At 64.5% G+C, this 17,795-nt stretch carries 21 protein-coding genes; 17 read left to right on the forward strand and 4 right to left on the reverse strand.

Annotated features, from left to right (window positions below):
- Positions 1 to 51: 51 nt before the first annotated feature.
- From pqqB to pqqE, 4 genes are read left to right on the forward strand one after another with little or no spacing between them, the layout of a single operon-like run.
- A complete protein-coding gene (pqqB, locus tag AzCIB_RS06330; protein WP_050415115.1) occupies positions 52 to 966 on the forward strand; it encodes a pyrroloquinoline quinone biosynthesis protein PqqB in 915 nt (304 codons plus the stop codon).
- Positions 967 to 1,009: 43 nt separating this feature from the next.
- On the forward strand, positions 1,010 to 1,822 hold the full coding sequence (gene pqqC / locus AzCIB_RS06335; protein ID WP_198149625.1) for a pyrroloquinoline-quinone synthase PqqC: 813 nt from the start codon (positions 1,010 to 1,012) through the stop codon (positions 1,820 to 1,822).
- A complete protein-coding gene (gene pqqD / locus AzCIB_RS06340) occupies positions 1,819 to 2,094 on the forward strand; it encodes a pyrroloquinoline quinone biosynthesis peptide chaperone PqqD (protein WP_050415116.1) in 276 nt (91 codons plus the stop codon). The genes pqqC and pqqD overlap by 4 nt, the downstream gene beginning before the upstream one ends.
- A gap of 11 nt (positions 2,095 to 2,105) precedes the next feature.
- The gene (gene pqqE / locus AzCIB_RS06345) at positions 2,106 to 3,254 is read left to right on the forward strand and encodes a pyrroloquinoline quinone biosynthesis protein PqqE (protein WP_050415117.1); all 1,149 of its coding nucleotides are present in this window, start codon (positions 2,106 to 2,108) and stop codon (positions 3,252 to 3,254) included.
- Positions 3,255 to 3,259: 5 nt separating this feature from the next.
- Here pqqE and AzCIB_RS06350 read toward each other — a convergent pair whose 3' ends face one another.
- On the reverse strand, positions 3,260 to 3,484 hold the full coding sequence (locus tag AzCIB_RS06350; protein WP_050415118.1) for a hypothetical protein: 225 nt from the start codon (positions 3,482 to 3,484) through the stop codon (positions 3,260 to 3,262).
- Positions 3,485 to 3,610: 126 nt separating this feature from the next.
- On the reverse strand, positions 3,611 to 4,591 hold the full coding sequence (locus AzCIB_RS06355) for a glutathione S-transferase family protein (protein WP_050415119.1): 981 nt from the start codon (positions 4,589 to 4,591) through the stop codon (positions 3,611 to 3,613).
- Positions 4,592 to 4,897: 306 nt separating this feature from the next.
- Here AzCIB_RS06355 and AzCIB_RS06360 point away from each other — a divergent pair, with 306 nt between their 5' ends.
- The 6 genes from AzCIB_RS06360 (at position 4,898) to AzCIB_RS06385 (ending at position 8,764) form a co-directional block, all read left to right on the forward strand.
- Complete coding sequence (locus AzCIB_RS06360; protein WP_050415120.1) at positions 4,898 to 5,350, forward strand: DoxX family protein; 453 nt, start codon at positions 4,898 to 4,900, stop codon at positions 5,348 to 5,350.
- A 31-nt stretch (positions 5,351 to 5,381) separates the two neighbouring features.
- Positions 5,382 to 6,005 (forward strand): esterase, encoded by a 624-nt coding sequence (ypfH, locus tag AzCIB_RS06365; RefSeq protein ID WP_050415121.1) that lies wholly within the window; start codon positions 5,382 to 5,384, stop codon positions 6,003 to 6,005.
- Positions 6,006 to 6,153: 148 nt separating this feature from the next.
- Positions 6,154 to 7,026: a cache domain-containing protein gene (locus AzCIB_RS06370; RefSeq protein ID WP_050415122.1), complete on the forward strand. Its 873-nt coding sequence runs from the start codon at positions 6,154 to 6,156 to the stop codon at positions 7,024 to 7,026.
- Positions 7,027 to 7,108: 82 nt separating this feature from the next.
- Complete coding sequence (locus AzCIB_RS06375) at positions 7,109 to 7,969, forward strand: NYN domain-containing protein (RefSeq protein WP_232299374.1); 861 nt, start codon at positions 7,109 to 7,111, stop codon at positions 7,967 to 7,969.
- 224 nt (positions 7,970 to 8,193) lie between these two features.
- Entirely contained in the window at positions 8,194 to 8,472 is a 279-nt protein-coding gene (locus tag AzCIB_RS06380) for a type II toxin-antitoxin system RelB/DinJ family antitoxin (protein WP_083446892.1), read from the forward strand.
- A complete protein-coding gene (locus tag AzCIB_RS06385) occupies positions 8,444 to 8,764 on the forward strand; it encodes a type II toxin-antitoxin system YafQ family toxin (protein WP_050415125.1) in 321 nt (106 codons plus the stop codon). Before AzCIB_RS06380 ends, AzCIB_RS06385 begins: the two co-directional genes overlap by 29 nt.
- Before the next feature lie 142 nt (positions 8,765 to 8,906).
- Here AzCIB_RS06385 and AzCIB_RS06390 read toward each other — a convergent pair whose 3' ends face one another.
- Positions 8,907 to 9,338: a cupin domain-containing protein gene (locus AzCIB_RS06390; RefSeq protein ID WP_083446893.1), complete on the reverse strand. Its 432-nt coding sequence runs from the start codon at positions 9,336 to 9,338 to the stop codon at positions 8,907 to 8,909.
- A 548-nt stretch (positions 9,339 to 9,886) separates the two neighbouring features.
- Here AzCIB_RS06390 and AzCIB_RS06395 point away from each other — a divergent pair.
- Positions 9,887 to 10,321: a CBS domain-containing protein gene (locus AzCIB_RS06395; RefSeq protein WP_050415127.1), complete on the forward strand. Its 435-nt coding sequence runs from the start codon at positions 9,887 to 9,889 to the stop codon at positions 10,319 to 10,321.
- Between the two features lie 160 nt (positions 10,322 to 10,481).
- Here the strand turns inward: AzCIB_RS06395 and AzCIB_RS06400 are convergent, their stop codons facing one another.
- Complete coding sequence (locus AzCIB_RS06400) at positions 10,482 to 11,867, reverse strand: alanine/glycine:cation symporter family protein (RefSeq protein ID WP_050415128.1); 1,386 nt, start codon at positions 11,865 to 11,867, stop codon at positions 10,482 to 10,484.
- A gap of 249 nt (positions 11,868 to 12,116) precedes the next feature.
- Here AzCIB_RS06400 and AzCIB_RS06405 point away from each other — a divergent pair, with 249 nt between their 5' ends.
- The 6 genes from AzCIB_RS06405 (at position 12,117) to AzCIB_RS06430 (ending at position 17,758) form a co-directional block, all read left to right on the forward strand.
- A complete protein-coding gene (locus AzCIB_RS06405; protein ID WP_050415129.1) occupies positions 12,117 to 13,646 on the forward strand; it encodes a sigma-54-dependent transcriptional regulator in 1,530 nt (509 codons plus the stop codon).
- A 98-nt stretch (positions 13,647 to 13,744) separates the two neighbouring features.
- Positions 13,745 to 14,560, forward strand: a complete 816-nt coding sequence (locus AzCIB_RS06410) for a uracil-DNA glycosylase family protein (RefSeq protein WP_050415130.1) — start codon at positions 13,745 to 13,747, stop codon at positions 14,558 to 14,560.
- Complete coding sequence (locus AzCIB_RS06415) at positions 14,557 to 16,323, forward strand: amidohydrolase family protein (protein WP_198149626.1); 1,767 nt, start codon at positions 14,557 to 14,559, stop codon at positions 16,321 to 16,323. Before AzCIB_RS06410 ends, AzCIB_RS06415 begins: the two co-directional genes overlap by 4 nt.
- A 143-nt stretch (positions 16,324 to 16,466) precedes the next feature.
- Positions 16,467 to 16,700, forward strand: a complete 234-nt coding sequence (locus AzCIB_RS06420; RefSeq protein ID WP_050415131.1) for a metallothionein — start codon at positions 16,467 to 16,469, stop codon at positions 16,698 to 16,700.
- Between the two features lie 75 nt (positions 16,701 to 16,775).
- Positions 16,776 to 17,171 (forward strand): CBS domain-containing protein, encoded by a 396-nt coding sequence (locus AzCIB_RS06425; protein WP_198149627.1) that lies wholly within the window; start codon positions 16,776 to 16,778, stop codon positions 17,169 to 17,171.
- Positions 17,172 to 17,344: 173 nt separating this feature from the next.
- The gene (locus AzCIB_RS06430) at positions 17,345 to 17,758 is read left to right on the forward strand and encodes a PPC domain-containing DNA-binding protein (RefSeq protein WP_198149628.1); all 414 of its coding nucleotides are present in this window, start codon (positions 17,345 to 17,347) and stop codon (positions 17,756 to 17,758) included.
- The last annotated feature ends 37 nt before the right edge of the window (positions 17,759 to 17,795 follow it).

The raw sequence follows: 17,795 nt of genomic DNA on the forward strand, positions 1-17,795 counted from the left end.
CGGCACGGCCCGCGGATGCCGGTTCGTGCCGTCGCATGAGGAGGTGAGGGCGTGAAGATCAGGGTGCTCGGTTCGGCGGCCGGCGGCGGATTCCCGCAGTGGAACTGCAACTGCCGCAACTGCGACGGCCTGCGGCGCGGAACGGTGCGCGCCCACGCACGCACGCAGTCGTCCATCGCGGTGAGCGGCGACGACGAGAACTGGGTGCTGTTCAACGCCTCGCCCGACGTCCTGCAGCAGATCCGCGCCTTTCCCGCGCTGCAGCCGGCTCGCGCGCCGCGCGACACGGCGATCCGTGCCATCGTGCTGATCGACGCGCAGATCGACCACACGACGGGGCTGCTGATGCTGCGCGAGCACCGCGCTGCGCATCAACTGTGGTGCACCGCCGCGGTGAAGGAAGACCTCTCGGCCGGCAATCCGCTTTTCAATGTCCTGTCGCATTACTGCGGCCTCGACTGGAGCGAAGTGCCGCTTTTCGGCGCCTTCGCGATGCACGGCGTGCCCGGCGTCGGTTTCGAGGCGCTGCCGCTCACCAGCAACGCGCCGCCGTATTCGCCGCACCGCGACCGTCCGCGGCCCGGCGACAACATCGGCGTGACGCTCGTCGATGCCAGGAGCGGTCGGCGGGTGTTCTACGCACCCGGCCTCGGCGAGATGGAGCCGCACGTGTGGGCAACGATGCAGATGGCCGACTGCGTGCTCGTCGACGGCACCTTGTGGACCGACGACGAGATGATCCGCCTCGGCGCGTCGAAGAAGACCTCGCGCGCGATGGGCCACCTGCCGCAGTCCGGTCCCGGTGGGATGATCGAATGGCTCGACCGCCTGCCTGCGAGCACCCGCAAGGTGCTGATCCACATCAACAACACGAACCCCATCCTCGACGAGGACAGCGCCGAACGCGCGGAGCTTGCGGCGCACGGCATCGAGGTTGCCTACGACGGCATGGAGCTGTCGTTCTGAGGGGCGGTCCCCGCCGAACGTTGCACTGGAAGGAGAGAGCAAGATGGATTTCGACGTCGCGATCGAGGATGCCGCAGCGCGGACCCTGCAAGCCTGTCCGGGCGATGCGCCGCCGCTGAGCCGCGAGGAATTCGAGGCCCGCCTGCGCGGCAAGAGCTCGAGCTATCACATCCATCACCCCTTCCACGTGATGATGGCCGAGGGGAAGCTCACCCGCGCGCAGCTGCAGGGCTGGGTCGCCAACCGCTTCTACTACCAGATCGCGATTCCGGTGAAGGACGCCGCGATCATGTCCAACTGCCCGGATCGCGAGATCCGCCGCGAGTGGATCCAGCGCATCCTCGATCACGACGGCTACGCTCAGTTGGGTGAGGGTGGCGGCGTCAAGGACCCGGGCGGCATCGAGGCGTGGATCCGCCTCGGCGAGGCGGTCGGCCTCACGCGCGACGACGTTACTTCGCTGCGCTTTGTGGTGCCGGCGGCGCGCTTCGCGGTCGACGCCTATGTGAACTTCGCGCGCCAGCGGCCGTGGCAGGAGGCGATCGCGTCGAGCCTGACCGAACTTTTCGCGCCGCACATCCACCAGCAGCGCATCGACACCTGGCCGCAGAAGTATCCGTGGGTCGATGTCGAAGGGCTGCAGTATTTCCGCAATCGCCTCACGCAGGCGCGGCGCGACGTCGCCCACGGCCTGCGCTTCACGCTCGACTACTTCAGTCGCAGCCGCGCGCTGCAGGAACGGGCGCTGGAGATCCTGCAGTTCAAGCTCGACGTGCTATGGGCGCTGGCCGACGCGATCATGTTGAGCCAGTGCGAGATTGAAATACGCGGGGAGAAAGCAGGAGCGCGGGCATGAGCGCGGTCACCGCAACGGACGCCTGCCCGCGCGTGTCGCGCCGCTTCCGCCTGCAGTGGGAGGAGGCGCAGAATGCCTGGGTGCTGCTCTATCCGGAAGGGATGGTAAAGCTCAACCAGAGCGCGGGCGAGATCATGCGCCGCTGCGACGGCAACCGCACGGTGTCGGGGATCGTCGCGGATCTGGAGCAGGCCTTCGGCGCGAGCGGGCTCGCGGACGATGTCGCGAAGTTCCTCGAACTCGCGCGCGGCCAGCAGTGGATCGAAGGGTAGGGGGAGTCGCGATGTCCGCAACAAGTATGCCGGAGCCGGTTGCGGCGCAACCCGGCCCGCCGCTGTGGCTGCTGGCGGAACTCACCTACCGCTGCCCGCTGCACTGCGCCTTCTGCTACAACCCGGTGGATTTCGCGACCAGCGGGCCGGAGCTCTCGACCGACGACTGGCTGCGGGTGCTGCGCGAGGCACGCGCCGCGGGCAGCGTGCAGTGCGGTTTCTCCGGTGGCGAACCGATGCTGCGCGACGACCTTGAGATCCTCGTCGCCGAAGCGCACCGGCTGGGCTTCTACACGAACCTGCTGACCTCGGGTGTCGGCCTCACGCCGGAGCGCGCCGCGGGGCTGAAGGCCGCGGGCCTCGATCACATCCAGCTCTCGTTCCAGGACTCGACGCGCGAGCTCAACGATTTCCTGTCGCACACCCGCACCTTCGACCTCAAGCAGCGCGTCGCGGCGCTGATCAAGGACAACGGCTGGCCGATGGTGATGAACTGCGTGATTCATCGCCTGAACATCGACTACATCGACCGCATCATCGAGATGGCGGTCGAGCTCGGCGCGGAATACCTCGAGCTCGCCAACAGCCAGTACTACTCGTGGGCGCTGCTGAACCGCGACCAGCTCCTGCCCACGCGCGAACAACTCGAGCGCGCCGAGCGCATCACCAACGAATACCGGGAAAAGTACGGCGACCGCATCCGCATCTTCTTCGTCGTGCCCGACTACCACGAGACGCGCCCGAAGAAATGCATGAACGGCTGGGGCAATGTCTTCCTCACCGTGACCCCCGACGGCACGGCGTTGCCGTGTCATACGGCGAAGATGCTCCCCGGCCTCGCCTTTCCCAACGTGCGCGAGCTGGGCGTGCGCGAGATCTGGTACGAATCGGAAGGCTTCAACCGCTACCGCGGCGACGGCTGGATGAAGGACACGTGCCGCACCTGCCCGGACAAGGAAAAGGATCTCGGCGGTTGTCGCTGCCAGGCCTTCATGCTGGCGGGCGATCCGGCCGCAGCCGATCCGGTGTGCGACAAGTCGCCCGCCCACGGGGTGGTCGTCGAGGCCCTGGCCCGCGCCGAGTCGGGCGCCGGCCGGAGCGCACCGCTGGTGTTCCGCGATCCGGCCGCGTCGCGCCGCCTCGCCGCAGGCGGGGGGTGAAGGGATCAGCGGCGGTCGCGGTAACGCCAGGAACCGTCGCGGTCGCCCCAGTAGCGGTAGCCGCCGTCGTGGCGGTCACCCCATTGGCGGTCACCCCATTGGCGTTCGCCCCAGTGGCGGTTGTGGTGGCCGGAGCCGTAGCCGCCGTGTCCAACGGGGAGCACGATGCAGCCGCCGAGCAGGCCGGCCACGAGGAATGCGATGAGGAATTTGATGAATGAGCGAGCCATGATTGACCTCCTTGTGAGTGGTCAACGCGCTGCCAGCATGCGCCGTGCACCGCTGAGCCTGACTGCTTTGTAAGACAGTGTACGTGGAGCCGCCGCTCAGGCGGGCGGCTCGCCGTCATGCGGCGCTCAAGCCGCGGTCCGGCCGACGCTGTCGCCACGGGCGGCGCGCAGCGGTTCCAGGTAGTCGAGTTCGGGGCCGACGGGGACGATGCCTGAGGGATTCAGCGCGGCGATGGAGTAGTACCCCGCCTTGATGTGCTCGGCGCGGACGCTCGCAGCGAAGGCGGGGATCGCGAGCAGGCGCACGAGGTAGGCACGCACCGCCGGGTAGGCCGAGAGCGGGCGGAGGTTGCACTTGAACAGGCTGTAATACGCGAGATCGAAGCGCACCAGCGTGACGAAGGCGCGGATGTCGGTTTCGGTGAGCCGGTCGCCCACCAGCCAGTCCGCCCGTGCGAGGCGGCTTTCCATCCAGTTCAGCGTCGCGAACACGTCCGCAACTGCTTCCTCGTAGGCCTTCTGCGTGCCCGCGAAACCGGCCCGATACACGCCATTGTTGAATTGCGTGTACAAGCGCTCGTTCACCGCATCGATCTCCGCCTCCAGCCCGGCCGGGCGTAGGTCGATGTCTCCAGTCGCCAAAGCCCCGAAGTCGTCGTTGAAGATACGGACGATGTCCGAAGACTCGTTGTTCACGATCGTGCGCGTCTTCTTGTCCCACAGCACCGGCACCGTCGCGCGGCCGGTGTGCGTCGGGTCGGCCAGCGTGTAGAGCTCGTGCATGTAGTGCGCGCCATTCACGCCGTCGAAGTCGCTGCCGTCGCGACCCGTGAAGGCCCAGCCCTGGTCGCCCAGTCGCGGGTCGACCGCGCACACGTCGATCGCGTTCTCGAGGCCCTCCAGGCGCAGCGCGATCAGCGTCCGCGAAGCCCACGGGCAGATGTAGGCGACGTAGAGCTGATAGCGGCCGGCTTCGGCGGCGAAGCCCTTCGCGCTGTCCGGGCCGATCCGGTCACGGAAGCCCGAATGCTGGCGGATGAAGCGCCCGTCGGCGTCGCTCTGTTGCACGGGATGCCATTTTTCCGCCCATTTGCCGTTCACAAGCATGTTCCTGTCCTCTCTCTGTTGCGGGCTTTGCCCTATCGAAGAGAAGTTAGTAGAAGCACCGTGTTAGATAAATAGCAACAGAAGTGCATGACTGTTGCCCGAAGGGGAACAAAGCCGCCGCAATCCTCGCTGACGCTACGACCGCATCGGATTCCGGCGTGCAGGGAATTGTTGCGAATTGAAGAACAGAAATTCGCAATTAGCACTGTTTAACTCAATCGTCCGGCCGCGTACAGTCCGTCCCATGGTCAGCACGCGGTACGAAGACATGCGGCCAGCCCCAAATGCAATCAATGGAGAACGAACATGAGCAACGGAATCGTCAATCGCCTTCTTGCCACCAAAGCCGGCTGGGGGCCCCTCGCGCTGCGCATTCCGGTCGGCATCATCTTCGCAGCACATGGCGCGCAGAAACTCTTCGGCTGGTTCGGCGGCTACGGCCTGCAGGGCACGGGGCAGTGGATGGATTCGATTGGCCTGGCGCCGGGGCAGCTGATGGCCCTGCTGGCGGGCGGCGCGGAATTCTTCGGCGGCCTCGCCCTGATCGTCGGCCTGCTCGTGCGTCCCGCGTCGGCAGTGCTGGCCTTCGCGATGCTGGTCGCGATCTTCAGCGTGCATGCGGCCAACGGACTGTTCATGAAGAACAACGGCTACGAATTCGGTCTGGCGCTGCTCGCCGTCTCGATCTCGCTCGCGTTCAGCGGCGCCGGCCGGGCATCCCTCGACGCGGTGCTGGCGCCGTCGGACGAAAAGCGCTGATCGTATCGCGCCGACTGCCCCGGGAACATTCATGACCGACGACACCATCCACGTCCAGCAACCGGCCGCCGCAAGGCGGCTGGTGCTGCTCCTCCATGGCGTCGGTGCGACGCCGCAGAACCTCCTGCCGCTCGCCGAGGCGATTGCGCACGCTGACCCCGCCGCGTGGGTCGTCAGCGTACGATCACCCGATCCCTGCGATTTCGGCATCGGCTGGCAGTGGTTCCCGGTGCGCGGCGTCACCGAAGAAAACCGCCTCGAACGCGTCGCCGCGGCGATTCCGCAATTCATCGACACCGTGCGGGACTGGCAGCGGCAGTCCGGCGTCGGGCCGGATGCGACCACGCTGGTCGGCTTCTCGCAGGGCGCGATCATGGCCCTCGAATCCACCCAGATCGCCGACCGGCTCGCCGCGCAGGTGATCGCCATCGCCGGACGTTTCGCGCAGCCGCCCAGAATTTGCCCCGCGGCGACGGCAGTCCATCTGATCCATGGCAACGACGACTCGGTGATCGACCCGCGCTACAGCATCGCCGCGGCGGACCGCCTCGCGTCGATGGGTGCCGAAGTCACGCTGAATCAGTTGGCGAGTGTGGGGCACACGATCGACGAGCGCGTCATCGAACGGGTGTGCGCACAACTGCGCCACGCCTGAATCAACTCACCCCCGTCCACGGATACGACGCGATGGACCGCGCCGTGATGCGGATGCCCGTTCTGCGCGGTCGCTCCGATTCGGGCAATAACCCGCTGGCTGCACTCCTTGTTACCATCAGCCTTGGTTCTTCAGGGAGACAGCCAGAATGAAATCGACATTGTCACAAATCGCCGCCTGCATCATTTTTTCAGGCGCGGCGATCACCACCACGCCAATCGCCGCCGCGGATTCGATCGCCGCCACAGAAGCCGCCGACAGCGCCGCGGCCAAGGCGCTTCTCGATCGGGCCGCGGCGCGTTACCGGACGGACGGTGAGGCCGCATTGGCGGCATTCAGTCGTGCCGGCGAATTCCTTAGCGGGGATCTGTACGTCTATGTTCTCGGCCTGGACGGCGTCATGAAGGCGAGCGGGGGGCCGTCGATTACCTTGATCGGCAGGAACATCAGCGATCTGAAGGACCCCGAAGGCAAGCCATTTATCGCCGAAATGCTGGAAGGCGCGAAAGCGAACGGATCGGGTACCGTGAAATACCGCTGGCTCAACCGCCAGCATGGCAAGGCGGAGCAGAAGGTCGTCTATTACCAGACCGTGGGCGACAGCATCATTGCCGTCGGCTACTACGTTCCGTTCGCGTCGGCGGAACAGGCCAAGGCGCTGCTGTGGCGCGCCGTCCATGAAATCAACCAGGACCAGCAGGCTGCAATACGCCGATTCAACGATCTCAACGGCGGCTTCGTCCAGGACGATCTCTACGTCTTCGTCATCGGTGTGGACGATATGAACACTTACGCACATGGGGCACAGCCGCGGCTGATCGGGAAATATTCCAAAGACCTGCGCGATCCAGCCGGGAAACTGTTCGTCCAGGAAATGATGCGCCGGACCAAGGACGCGGATGTCGCAGCGGTTGACTACCTCTGGCGGAATCCCGTCACCCAAAAGACGGCGAAGAAGACGTCCTACGTCAAACGGGTGGGACGCTATCTCGTCGGTGTCGGCGCCTACTCGATAGAGTGATTGTTGCGAGGCCGGATGCACAAGGGCGTGCGACTTGCCGGGTTACCATATCGTCATCTCTGACGAGCCGGAGCCGATGTGCATGAAGCATGACCTTCCATCTTTCGCGGTCCTGATCGACGCCGACAATGTCCGGCTGGACACCATCTCACTGATTCTGGAAGAAATCACGCGGCATGCACGGGTGACCGTCCGCCGCGTCTACGGCGATTTCACCAGCCAGAACCTCGCCGCGTGGAAGATCAAGCTTGCCGAGCATGCGATTCATCCGATCCAGCAATACCGCAATACCATAGGCAAGAACGCCAGCGACAGCGCGTTGATCATCGACGCGATGGATCTTCTCCATTCGCGACGCTTCGAGGGTTTCTGCCTCGTTAGCAGCGACAGCGACTTTACCCGCCTCGCGACCCGCATTCGCGAGGATGGCCTTGTCGTGTACGGCTTCGGCGAAAAGAAGGCGCCGAAGGCCTTCGTCAACGCCTGCGATCGTTACATCTACGTCGAAAACCTCGTGGAGGCCCCCCTTCCGGAACAGGGAGCAATTGGTGTCGGCGAGGCGCCTCCCAAGGGGAGTATCGACGAAAGGGAAGTCGTGGTCATTGCCGCAGAGGTGGGCGATTCTCCGCCGCCGCTCGAACCGATCGTTGACGTGCCGATAGCGGCCGAGACGCCGCCCCAAACCTTTAGACCGCCAGCGCTGGCGGCAAGCCTTCTGCTCCGGGCATATACCAATGTGGCCGACGAGCAGGGTTGGGCGATGCTCAGCCAGATGTCGACCTACATCCACGTCAACCACCCGGATTTCGATCCGCGTACCTGCGGTTGCGCGAAATTCATCGACCTGGAGGCATTGAAGGCGACGGGGGCTTTTGAAATGCGGGGAAGTGGTGCTGCGCGGTATTTTCGAGTGAAAGGTCAGGCGAGCCGGGGAGGTCAGTGATAGCGCAGCTGAAGGCGGGCCGTGTGGGGGACGTGTTTGTTCCTCATTTGCCGCAGTAAGGGACGCTGACGAGAGACAGTCGGCGGAAGGCGCTTCGCTTTTCCGCCCTACGAGGACCAGCGGGGGCTTGGGCAAGAATCGGCAGCCACGATCTGCCGTTCACTCGAGTTGCTTTACTGTATCTCAAAGGAGATACATAATTCACTCAAACGGAGGACGCTGCTATGTCACATTCCACAATGCTGCACGTTCGGGTGGACAACGAAATCAAGACGCAGGCCAGTGAGGCGCTGGCCGCCATGGGCCTGTCCGTGTCGGATGCGGTGCGCATCCTGCTCAAGCGCGTGGTCAACGAGCAGGCTTTCCCGCTAGAACTCAAGGTTCCGAACGCAAGAACCCGTGAAGCGATGGAAGAAGCTCGTGCGATGGTAAAGGCCCGCGCGGCGCGTTTTGACACTGCCGACACCATGATTGATGACCTCGAAACGGCCCGCCAGCAGTAAGCGAGCCAAGCCGCCCAAGGCGTGCGACTACACCAAATCCTTCCTCAAGGACTGGCATCGCCTTTCCCGCTCTGGTCGTTACGACCTCAAGCGTCTGAAAGAGGTGATGTTGCTACTCATCGCTAATGAGGAACCGCTGGGACCCGAATGGCTCGATCATGCGCTGAAGGGGGACTGGTCCGATCACCGGGAATGCCACGTCGGCGGGGACTTCCTGCTGATCTACCGGATGGATGGCAATGTCATCATTTTCGTGCGGGCAGGCACACATTCCGAACTTTTCGAAGAGTGACGTGGTAGTGACAGCTCGTCGCCTCCGAAGGGCTTCCTCGACGTGAAAACGCCCGGTACTTCCGCCGGGCGTTTCCTCTTCCTGTCGCCTGAACTCCGCACCCCTGCGGCCCGTCCGCCCCTGTCCTGTGTGCAGCTAAGGGCTACTTCTTCTTCGGCACCAGATCCACGACCCAGATCTCGGCGGCTTCGGTGGTGCTCGCGTTCCGGAACCAGTGCGTCGTGTCGGCGTTTTCGTACCACGTGTCGCCGACGGCAAGCGTGCGCTTGGCTTCGCCGCGATACTCGATGATGGTCCCCTTCGTGACGCGAACGATGCCCGGACGGCCTGCATGCGGGTGGTTATGGATGGCGCCGCCGGGTTCGAGCCCGATGACGCGTGCACGCAAATCGTAATCGCCGACGGCACCGGCCAGGTTGTGAGGGGCCAGATCGACCAGCCCGACCGCATCGGCCGCGCCGGTCAGGCCGATGGGTTTTTCGGGCGCGGTATCGGCGGTGTGCGCCGCAGCCGGTATCAATAATGCACAGCTCAACAACGGTGCAACAAACCGCAGGGAAATCGGGAACCTCATGGATGCCTCCGCTTTGTGGGTGTTTGTTCGTCGCGGCGTTACGGGCTGTGGGGTCTGTCAACGATAGGACGCGAAATGCATCGGCGCCAATTAATCGGTATGCCGCGGACCGTCGGTCGCACGTGCCATCGATCCGGTCGGAGAGCTAATCGTCGCCACCACGTGTTGCAGCCGCCCAAGCGGTTTTCCGTGGCACACATCAGCGGCTGGATACTCGACCGAGCGCACTCATTTGGCGCCTGACGCGTCCTCGTATCACGATACTGGTGCGGAGAGCAGCTGCGCGGAAACGCCAATGCAACGTATGGCACTGTTTTAATGGGAGTTCTCGGTCCGTGCTGCAAAGGCCTGGAACTTGCACGACTTCTGTCGAGCGTCGATTGCCGCAAGGTCCGATATCAGGTGCTCACGGAACAACACCTTGCGGTCATCGCCCGTTCGCGACGTCATTCCGCCCGAGCCGACACCCTGTTCATCGGGTTCGTGTTCCAGAACGGCTCGCAGGAAGATTCGTTCATCTTCATCCTTCGATCGAGAGGAGACATGCCATGCCCTACCGCCCCATTCGCGAAGTCATTGGTCAACGCCCATTCCCTACGGTCACACCGAGCAGCACGATCCGCAATTCGTCGATCATCATGCGTGAGATGAAATCCTCGGCAGTTCTGGTGGTGGAGAAGGGGAAGTTGCGCGGCATCCTGACCGAGCGGGACATTGTGTTCCGGGTCGTCGCCCAGGGTCTCGATCCGGCCGCCACGTCGGTCGAGAGCATCATGACCACGCAGGTGCAGACGATCCACAAGAACAAGCCTTTCGGCCACGCCTTGCATCTGATGTACGAAGGCGGATTCCGCCACATGCCGGTCGTGGACGATGGCGGGACTCCGGTCGGGTTGCTCGCCGCGCACGATGCGCTCGATATCGATGGTCTTCAGTTGGAGCACGATCTGGTTCGCCGTGAGGAGATCTCCGTCATCCTCTGACGCATGCCCCGACGAGGGGCTGCGTTGGTCTCCAGTTGAAAACGGTTGATTGGGCCGCAGGTCCGGCCCGCTTTCGTCGTCCGGTTTGCGCGGAGCGTGCGACTCCACCGCGTCGCGCCGATGACGAACGGGCCGGACTGGCTCAAGTCGCGCTGACCATTTAGCGGGACAACTGGGCGACCGCCGCTCCGCCGACCGGAACGCGACGCTCGGCAAAGTAATCCTGCGTCAGTCTTGCGACGATCGGGGACAGAAGCAGCAAGGAGATCAGGTTCGGGATGGCCATGAAGGCATTCAGCGTGTCGGCGACCAGCCACACGAAGTCGAGTTGCGTCACGGCGCCGACCAGAACAAAGATTGTCCAGAGCACGCGGTAGGGTTTTTCGACCGACGTGCCGATCAGGTACTCCCAGCACTTCTCGCCGTAGTACGCCCAGCCGAGGATGGTGGTGAAGGCGAAGATCGCCAGCGCGATGGCCAGGAACTGACCACCAAATCCCGGGAACGCGGTGACGAAGGCGCTCGAACTCAGTGCCGCGCCCTTGAGGCCGCTGCTCCAGACGCCGGTCACGATCAGCACCAGGCCGGTCATGGTGCACACGATGATGGTGTCGATGAAGGTGCCCATCATGCCCACCAGGCCGGACTCGACCGGGTTCCTGGTCTGGCCGGCCGCCTGCGCGATGCCCGCGGTGCCGAGACCGGCTTCGTTCGAGAAGATGCCGCGCGCCACGCCGTAGCGCATCGCCATCATCACCGCCGCACCGGCGAAACCGCCCGTTGCCGCCACCGGACTGAAGGCGCTCGAAAAGATCAGCGAAAAGGCCGCGGGAATCTGGTCGGCATAGATGCCAAGCACAGTCAGGGATGTGACGACATAACCGATGCACATGAACGGCACCAGTTTTTCCGCCACCGCGCCGATGCGCTTGACCCCGCCGAGCAGCACGACGCCGGTGAATACCGCCATCACGACACCGGACACCCACGGATCGATACCGAAACCGGCTTCCAGTGCACCGGCGATGCTGTTCGATTGGACCATGTTGCCGATACCGAAGCCGGCGAGGCCGCCGAACAGCGCGAACGCCGCGGCAAGCCAGCGCCAGTGGCGACCGAGGCCGTTCTTGATCGCGTACATCGGCCCGCCGACCTGCTCGCCGCGGTCATCGGTTTCGCGGTAATGCACCGCAAGCAGCACTTCGGCATACTTTGTGGCCATCCCGACGAGCGCTGTCATCCACATCCAGAACATGGCGCCCGGCCCACCGACGGCGATGGCGGTGGCGACGCCGGCGATATTGCCAGTCCCGACCGTTGCCGCCAGGGCGGTCATGAGCGCTGCATAGGGCGTGATTTCACCCGGCGCGCCGGGTGCCGCCTTGCGTCCGCGCCAGACCATGACGAAGCCGGCGATGATCTTGGTCACCGGCATGAACTTGAGGCGCAACTGCAGGAACAGGCCGGTACCAAGGATCGCGATCAGCATCGGCGGCCCCCACACGATGTCGTTGATCGCCGTGACGAACTGCGTAAGTGCTTCCATCGGTTGTCTCCGTTGTTTGTGTGGACTTGAATCAAGGGTGCATAGCAACGCCTGTGCCATCAAATAAAAGTCCATGAAAACATACTGTTATGCGTAGTCGTGCGTCCTGGGTGAATTCGTGCGTACGTAAATCAATACACAACCGGTGGGGCGGGGCGTAGTGTGGGAAAAAATTTCACGTAATATCAACAACCTGTAGTTGATGTAGCGGTTCCGATACACTGTTTCGATATCGATACAGGAGCCTTGATGCGCATTGCCATTGTCTTTGACGACCGGGTCGGCATTGCCCATGAGATCCTGGCGGAACTCGCGCGGCGCTCGCTCAATGTCACGGCCGTCGAGGTCGAGCCACCGCACATCTACATCGAGGCCCCGGCGCTGGATCAAGCCGGACTCATCAAGTTGCGCAGCCAGTTGCTGCAGATCGCCGGTGTGCGCACCGTCGACGTCGTCGCCATGCTCCCCGGCGCGCAACGGCGCTTGTATCTGGACGCCCTGCTGGCCTCGCAGGCCGATCCGGTGTTCGCCGTCGATGCGAAGGGGCGCGTGATCGTCGCCAACGGCGCCGCCGTCACGGCAAGCGGAATGTCCGAAGCCGAATTGCGGGCGAGCTCGATGCAGCAACTGATCGGCGATCCGGGACTGCTGGATGCGCTCGTCGACGGGGGTTACCACCTGCCGGTGCGCGAGATTGATCTCAACGGCGAGCCGTACATGCTGGAGACTCTGCCCCTGCACGAAACGGGCGGTCGGGTGGCGGGTGCCGTGATGACCCTCCACGCCCCCACTCGCATGGGCGAACGCCTGAGCGCGCTGCAGAATTACGATGCGGGCGGTTTCGAAGCCATCCTCGGCAATTCGGCGGAGATCGACCTGCTCAAACAGCGCGCGGCGCGCATGGCGCTCGTCGATGCCCCGCTGCTGATCACCGGCGAAACCGGCACCGGCAAGGAGCTGCTCGCCCACGCGTGCCATGCCGGCAGCAGTCGCAGCGCCGAGCCTTTCTTTGCGCTGAACTGCGCCGCGCTTCCGGAGAACCTCGCCGAAAGCGAGCTGTTCGGCTATTCGCCGGGCGCCTTCACCGGCGCTTTGCGCGGCGGCAAACCCGGCCTGCTCGAACTGGCGGACGGGGGCACGGTGTTTCTCGACGAGATCGGCGAAATGTCGCCCTACCTGCAGGCCAAGCTGCTCCGCTTCCTCAACGACGGCAGCTTCCGGCGGGTCGGCGGCGATCGTGAAATCAAGGTGAACGTCCGCATCATCAGCGCCACCCACCGCGCGCTCGAAGACATGGTGGCCACCGGTCATTTTCGGCAGGATCTGCTCTTTCGACTGAATGTGCTGACGCTGCACATGCCGCCGTTGCGCGAACGGCCCGGCGATATCCTCCCGCTTGCCCAGTTCTTCCTGGCGCGCGCCTGCGCACAGGCGGGGCGCCCCTTGATGCGCCTGTCGTCGGCAGCGTGCGCCGCCTTGCTGGCGAGCACCTGGCCCGGCAATGTCAGACAGCTCCAGAACGTGATTTTCCGGACGGTGACGATGACCGAACGGCTCGTGATTGCCGCGGCCGACCTCGAGCTCGCCCACGCGGCGAACCCCGCGGGACGGGATGCGGACAGGGAAGTCACGACGCTTGACGAGGCTGTCGCGGGCTTCGAGAAGAACTTGCTGCAACACCTTTACCGCGATTTCCCTTCCAGCCGGCGACTTGCCAAGCGCCTTGGTGCGTCGCATTCGGCCATCGCCGCCCGCCTGCGCCGCTACGGCATTGGGTAGTAGTCCAACGGACTGCTGGCGCGATTTTTTTGTGCTATGCCACATAAACGGCGTGCCTCGTCGTGTGAAGGTCTCCGCCCGCCGGAAGGAGAGCACGTATGTCGCATCCGTTCGACCCAGGCTATGTCGCCGAACCCTTCCTGACGCTCTGCTCGGACTACCCCGGGGTGGATGTCTATCCGTCCGACCAGTTCCGAACCGAGTGGGGGCCGATCTTCCATCGCGGACGGCTCGACGGCACCGCCCGCATCCTTGTCATCGGTCAGGACCCCGCGCAGCACGAAACGGTCATCCGCCGCATCATGGTCGGCGAGGCCGGACGGCGCGTGCAGGGCCTGCTGCGCAAGCTCGGCGTCACGCGAAGCTACGTGTTCATCAACACTTACCTCTACAGCGTCTATGGCAGCGTCAAGGCCCGCACGCGCAAGGATCCGCGGCTCGTCGATTACCGTAACCGCTGGTTCCACGCCCTGCTGAGCGGCGGCCGCATCGAGGTGGTGCTGGCATTCGGCCGCGTAGCCGACGAGGCGTGGCGTTTCTGGAAGGCGACCCCGGCGGGCGAGTCGATCGAAGTCGGCTATGCGGCACTGACCCACCCCACGCAGCCGGAAAGCGCCTCGGATGGCAACAGGGCAAAGTTGGCGGAAGCGACCACGGCGTTGCTGCGCAACTGGAACAAGGCCCTGCTGGCGGTCGCGCCGCGCGTGCAGCACCCGGACGGGCCGACGCCGCTGGTTCTGTACGGCGAAGCCTGGGCGGGGGAGGACCGCATCGGTATCCCCGAATTCGATTTCCCCGCCGGGTTGCCCGCCTGGATGCGCGAACAGGACGGCTGGGCGCGGCGCGTCGGTCCCGACGATCTCGCCAAGCGGCGCAACATCACGATCAGGATTCCCAAGGGAGTCGTCACATGACCGGCATCCCGCGGCGCTGGTATCCGCTCGCCGGAACCGAGCCGCCCCCTTCCGCCCGCGCGCCGATGCCGGTCGCAAGGGGAGCAGGGCCGATCGACCTCCCGACCGGCCCGAAAGTCGCGCTCGCCGGTCGCGTCGTGACGATGGACGACGCATTTACGGTCAGGGCGAACGCCATTGTCTACATCGACTGCGGCGCCATCGTCGCCGTGCAGGACCGCGCCCAGCCCGCACCGGCCGGTTTCGACGGCGTCGCGCCTGTCGCCACGCGCGGCACGCTCTATCCGGGCCTGATCGAACTGCACAACCACCTCGCCTACAACGCGCTGCCGTTATGGGCGCCGGTGCCCAGGCGTTTCCAGCATCGCGGCCAGTGGCCCGATCATCCCGACTATCGCCGGCTGATCAGCGGTCCGATGACCGTCGTCGGCAGCTACCGCGACGCCGAAGGCAAAGCCGCGCTGCTCGCGCCGCTCGTGCGCTACGTCGAGTGCAAGTGCCTGCTCGGCGGGGTGACGACCAGCCAGGGGATCATGCTCAACAGCAACGCTGGCATACGGCGCTACTACCGCGGCCTGCTGCGCAATGTCGAGCAGACCGACGACCCCGAGCTGCCAGAAGCGCAGGCGCGCATCCCCGACATCGATGCCCGCGATGCCGCCTGGTTCCTGGCCCGGCTCAACAAGGAAGACAGCTGCTTCCTCCTTCATGTCAGCGAAGGCGTGACCCCGCCGGATACGCCCGACTCCATCGCCCGCCGCCATTTCCTCGCGCTCCAGGTCGCGCCCGACCTATGGGCCATCAACGACCGCCTCGCCGCCATCCACGCGGCCGGCCTCCTGCCGGAAGACTTCGAAGTGCTCGGGCGGCATGGGGGTGCGATGGTCTGGTCGCCCTTCAGCAACCTCCTGCTGTACGGCGCGACCGCCGACGTGAAGGCTGCCCGCCAGGCGAACGTGCGCATCGGCCTAGGCAGCGACTGGTCCCCCTCGGGCAGCAAGAACCTGATGGGCGAACTGAAGGTCGCGTGGCTCTATTCCCGGCACATGCTCGATGGCCTCTTCGACGCGCGCGACCTCGTCGCGATGGCGACGCGCGAAGCTGCCGCGATCCTCAAGTGGGACAAGGCGCTCGGCACGCTGGAGCCCGGCAGGCGCGCCGATCTCCTCGTCATCGACGGCACGGCCGGCGACCCCTACGAAGCGCTCGTGAAGGCGAAGGAGACGTCGATCCGGCTCGTCATGGTCAATGGCCTTGCCCGCTACGGCACACCCGGCATGATGCGCGCGCTCGGCGCCGAGGGCGAAAGGCTGCGCGTCGGCGGCAGGCTCCGCTGCCTGAACCTGACCCTGACGCAGCCAACGGCCGATCCCGATGTCGCCGCCGTGTCGCTGAAACAAGCCTGCCGCAGCCTGCGAGCCGCCTTCCGCAACCTGCCCGCCCTCGCGCGTGAAGTCGAAACGCCGAGGCCGCGGAACGCCCTGCGGAGCGCGTCCGAACCCGTCGTCTGGTCACTCGCCCTCGACGAAATCGAGGCCACGGACATCAACCTCCGCCCGCGCCTGCCATTCAGCGGCCCCGACGACTTCACCGGCCCCGACCGCATCTCCCCACGCGCCGCCGCGGCGCCCCTGTCGACGATCCTCCAGCCCATCGCCCTCGATCCGCTCACCGTCGCGGACGACCCCAATTTCCTGGCGGAGATCGCGAATCAACCCAACGTGCCGGAGGCGGTCCGTACGGGGCTGGCGGCTCTCTATTGATGGGGGAGGCGAGCCGAATACGCACGTCGGCGCTTCGAGCCCATCGTGCTTGAGCCGATCTGTGGCCCAGCGTACAGACTCGTTCCATCACGGCGAATATGCTCGCGGACGTAGTGACAGACAACTGTTCAATGGAGTTCTCCATGGCGAAATGCGACGCGTGCGGCAATGACTACGACAAGTCTTTTCAAGTGGTGGCGCAGGGGAAGACCCATACCTTCGACAGCTTTGAATGCGCGATTCATACGCTCGCACCGAAATGCGCGCATTGTGGCGTGCGCATCATCGGGCACGGCCTGGAGAAGGGCGACCGGATGTTCTGCTGCGATCACTGCGCTGAAGGCGCTGGTGTGACCGAACTACGCGACCGCGCCTGATCATCACGCAAGTGAGGCGCTTTCATCGAAAGACTAGATGCCAGGAGAATGAACATGCACCAGTTACGAGACCTCATGAGTCGCGACGTCAAGGTCATCAATCCCGACATGACCATCAGGCAGGCCGCAGCAACCATGCGCGATGAGGGCTTCGGCATGATGCCGGTTGGGGAAAACGATCGCATGATTGGAACGATCTCGGATCGGGACATCGCGATACGCGCTGTCGCCGAGGGTAAGGACTCCAGCACCAAGGTTCGCGATGTAATGTCCGACGGCGTTGCGTGGGCCTTCGAGGACGAATCAGTCGACCAGGCCGTCAAGATCATGAGCGAGCGCCAAGTCAGGCGTCTGCCGATCGTTGACCGGGAAAAGCGATTGGTGGGAATCGTGTCGCTCGGCGATTTTGCGGTCCAGCGTACCGAAATCAAGCCCGCTGCCGAAGCGCTTGCCGAAATTTCCAAACCATAACGCGACCAGGCCAAAACACGACGCGGGACGGAAATAGGGGGCAGGGACGGAAACAGGGGCCACTCACCGTGGCGGACGATCGGGATTTCCTCGCGGACTAGCGGAACTCTATTGATGGCGGAGGCGAGCCGAATACACACTCCGTCCCGATGAGACCTGATTGCAATACAGTCATGGAAGGCATGAATCCCTATCCCCTCCGACAGCTGCCCGGCAGCGACCTGCGCAAGGCGCTGGAATCGGCCGTCAGCGAGCAACCCGGCGGCCCGGCCGTCGTCCTCTCCGGCATCGGCAGCCTGATCGACGCAAAACTCCGCTTCGCCGGCCACCACACCGCAACGAGCATCCCCGGCCCGTCCGAAATCCTCACGCTTGCCGGCAGCCTCGCGGAAAATGGCGCGCATCTGCACATGTCCATCTCGACGCCCGACGGGCGGGTCATCGGCGGACACGTCGTCTATGGGAACACGGTGCGAACGACTGCCGAGGTCTTGCTGGCCCCATTGCCGGGTTGGGTGCTCCAGCGCGAACCGTACGCTTCGACGGGGTATGACGAACTGGTGGTTCGCCGGCGCGTCGAGGAGTGACGCATGGTGGAGCTGTCAATCGGTCGACAGCAAGGTG

It is taken from the genome of Azoarcus sp. CIB (genome assembly GCF_001190925.1).
Taxonomy (GTDB): Bacteria; Pseudomonadota; Gammaproteobacteria; order Burkholderiales; family Rhodocyclaceae; genus Aromatoleum.

What these genes read in the sequence shown, in the direction of transcription:
- pqqC (WP_198149625.1), top strand. Translation starts at nt 1,010, where the DNA reads ATGGATTTCGACGTCGCGATCGAGGATGCCGCAGCGCGGACCCTGCAA.
- pqqD (WP_050415116.1), top strand. Translation starts at nt 1,819, where the DNA reads ATGAGCGCGGTCACCGCAACGGACGCCTGCCCGCGCGTGTCGCGCCGC.
- pqqE (WP_050415117.1), top strand. Translation starts at nt 2,106, where the DNA reads ATGTCCGCAACAAGTATGCCGGAGCCGGTTGCGGCGCAACCCGGCCCG.
- AzCIB_RS06350 (WP_050415118.1), bottom strand. Translation starts at nt 3,484, where the DNA reads ATGGCTCGCTCATTCATCAAATTCCTCATCGCATTCCTCGTGGCCGGC.
- AzCIB_RS06355 (WP_050415119.1), bottom strand. Translation starts at nt 4,591, where the DNA reads ATGCTTGTGAACGGCAAATGGGCGGAAAAATGGCATCCCGTGCAACAG.
- AzCIB_RS06360 (WP_050415120.1), top strand. Translation starts at nt 4,898, where the DNA reads ATGAGCAACGGAATCGTCAATCGCCTTCTTGCCACCAAAGCCGGCTGG.
- ypfH (WP_050415121.1), top strand. Translation starts at nt 5,382, where the DNA reads ATGACCGACGACACCATCCACGTCCAGCAACCGGCCGCCGCAAGGCGG.
- AzCIB_RS06370 (WP_050415122.1), top strand. Translation starts at nt 6,154, where the DNA reads ATGAAATCGACATTGTCACAAATCGCCGCCTGCATCATTTTTTCAGGC.
- AzCIB_RS06375 (WP_232299374.1), top strand. Translation starts at nt 7,109, where the DNA reads ATGAAGCATGACCTTCCATCTTTCGCGGTCCTGATCGACGCCGACAAT.
- AzCIB_RS06380 (WP_083446892.1), top strand. Translation starts at nt 8,194, where the DNA reads ATGTCACATTCCACAATGCTGCACGTTCGGGTGGACAACGAAATCAAG.
- AzCIB_RS06385 (WP_050415125.1), top strand. Translation starts at nt 8,444, where the DNA reads ATGACCTCGAAACGGCCCGCCAGCAGTAAGCGAGCCAAGCCGCCCAAG.
- AzCIB_RS06390 (WP_083446893.1), bottom strand. Translation starts at nt 9,338, where the DNA reads ATGAGGTTCCCGATTTCCCTGCGGTTTGTTGCACCGTTGTTGAGCTGT.
- AzCIB_RS06395 (WP_050415127.1), top strand. Translation starts at nt 9,887, where the DNA reads ATGCCCTACCGCCCCATTCGCGAAGTCATTGGTCAACGCCCATTCCCT.
- AzCIB_RS06400 (WP_050415128.1), bottom strand. Translation starts at nt 11,867, where the DNA reads ATGGAAGCACTTACGCAGTTCGTCACGGCGATCAACGACATCGTGTGG.
- AzCIB_RS06405 (WP_050415129.1), top strand. Translation starts at nt 12,117, where the DNA reads ATGCGCATTGCCATTGTCTTTGACGACCGGGTCGGCATTGCCCATGAG.
- AzCIB_RS06410 (WP_050415130.1), top strand. Translation starts at nt 13,745, where the DNA reads ATGTCGCATCCGTTCGACCCAGGCTATGTCGCCGAACCCTTCCTGACG.
- AzCIB_RS06415 (WP_198149626.1), top strand. Translation starts at nt 14,557, where the DNA reads ATGACCGGCATCCCGCGGCGCTGGTATCCGCTCGCCGGAACCGAGCCG.
- AzCIB_RS06420 (WP_050415131.1), top strand. Translation starts at nt 16,467, where the DNA reads ATGGCGAAATGCGACGCGTGCGGCAATGACTACGACAAGTCTTTTCAA.
- AzCIB_RS06425 (WP_198149627.1), top strand. Translation starts at nt 16,776, where the DNA reads ATGAGTCGCGACGTCAAGGTCATCAATCCCGACATGACCATCAGGCAG.
- AzCIB_RS06430 (WP_198149628.1), top strand. Translation starts at nt 17,345, where the DNA reads ATGGAAGGCATGAATCCCTATCCCCTCCGACAGCTGCCCGGCAGCGAC.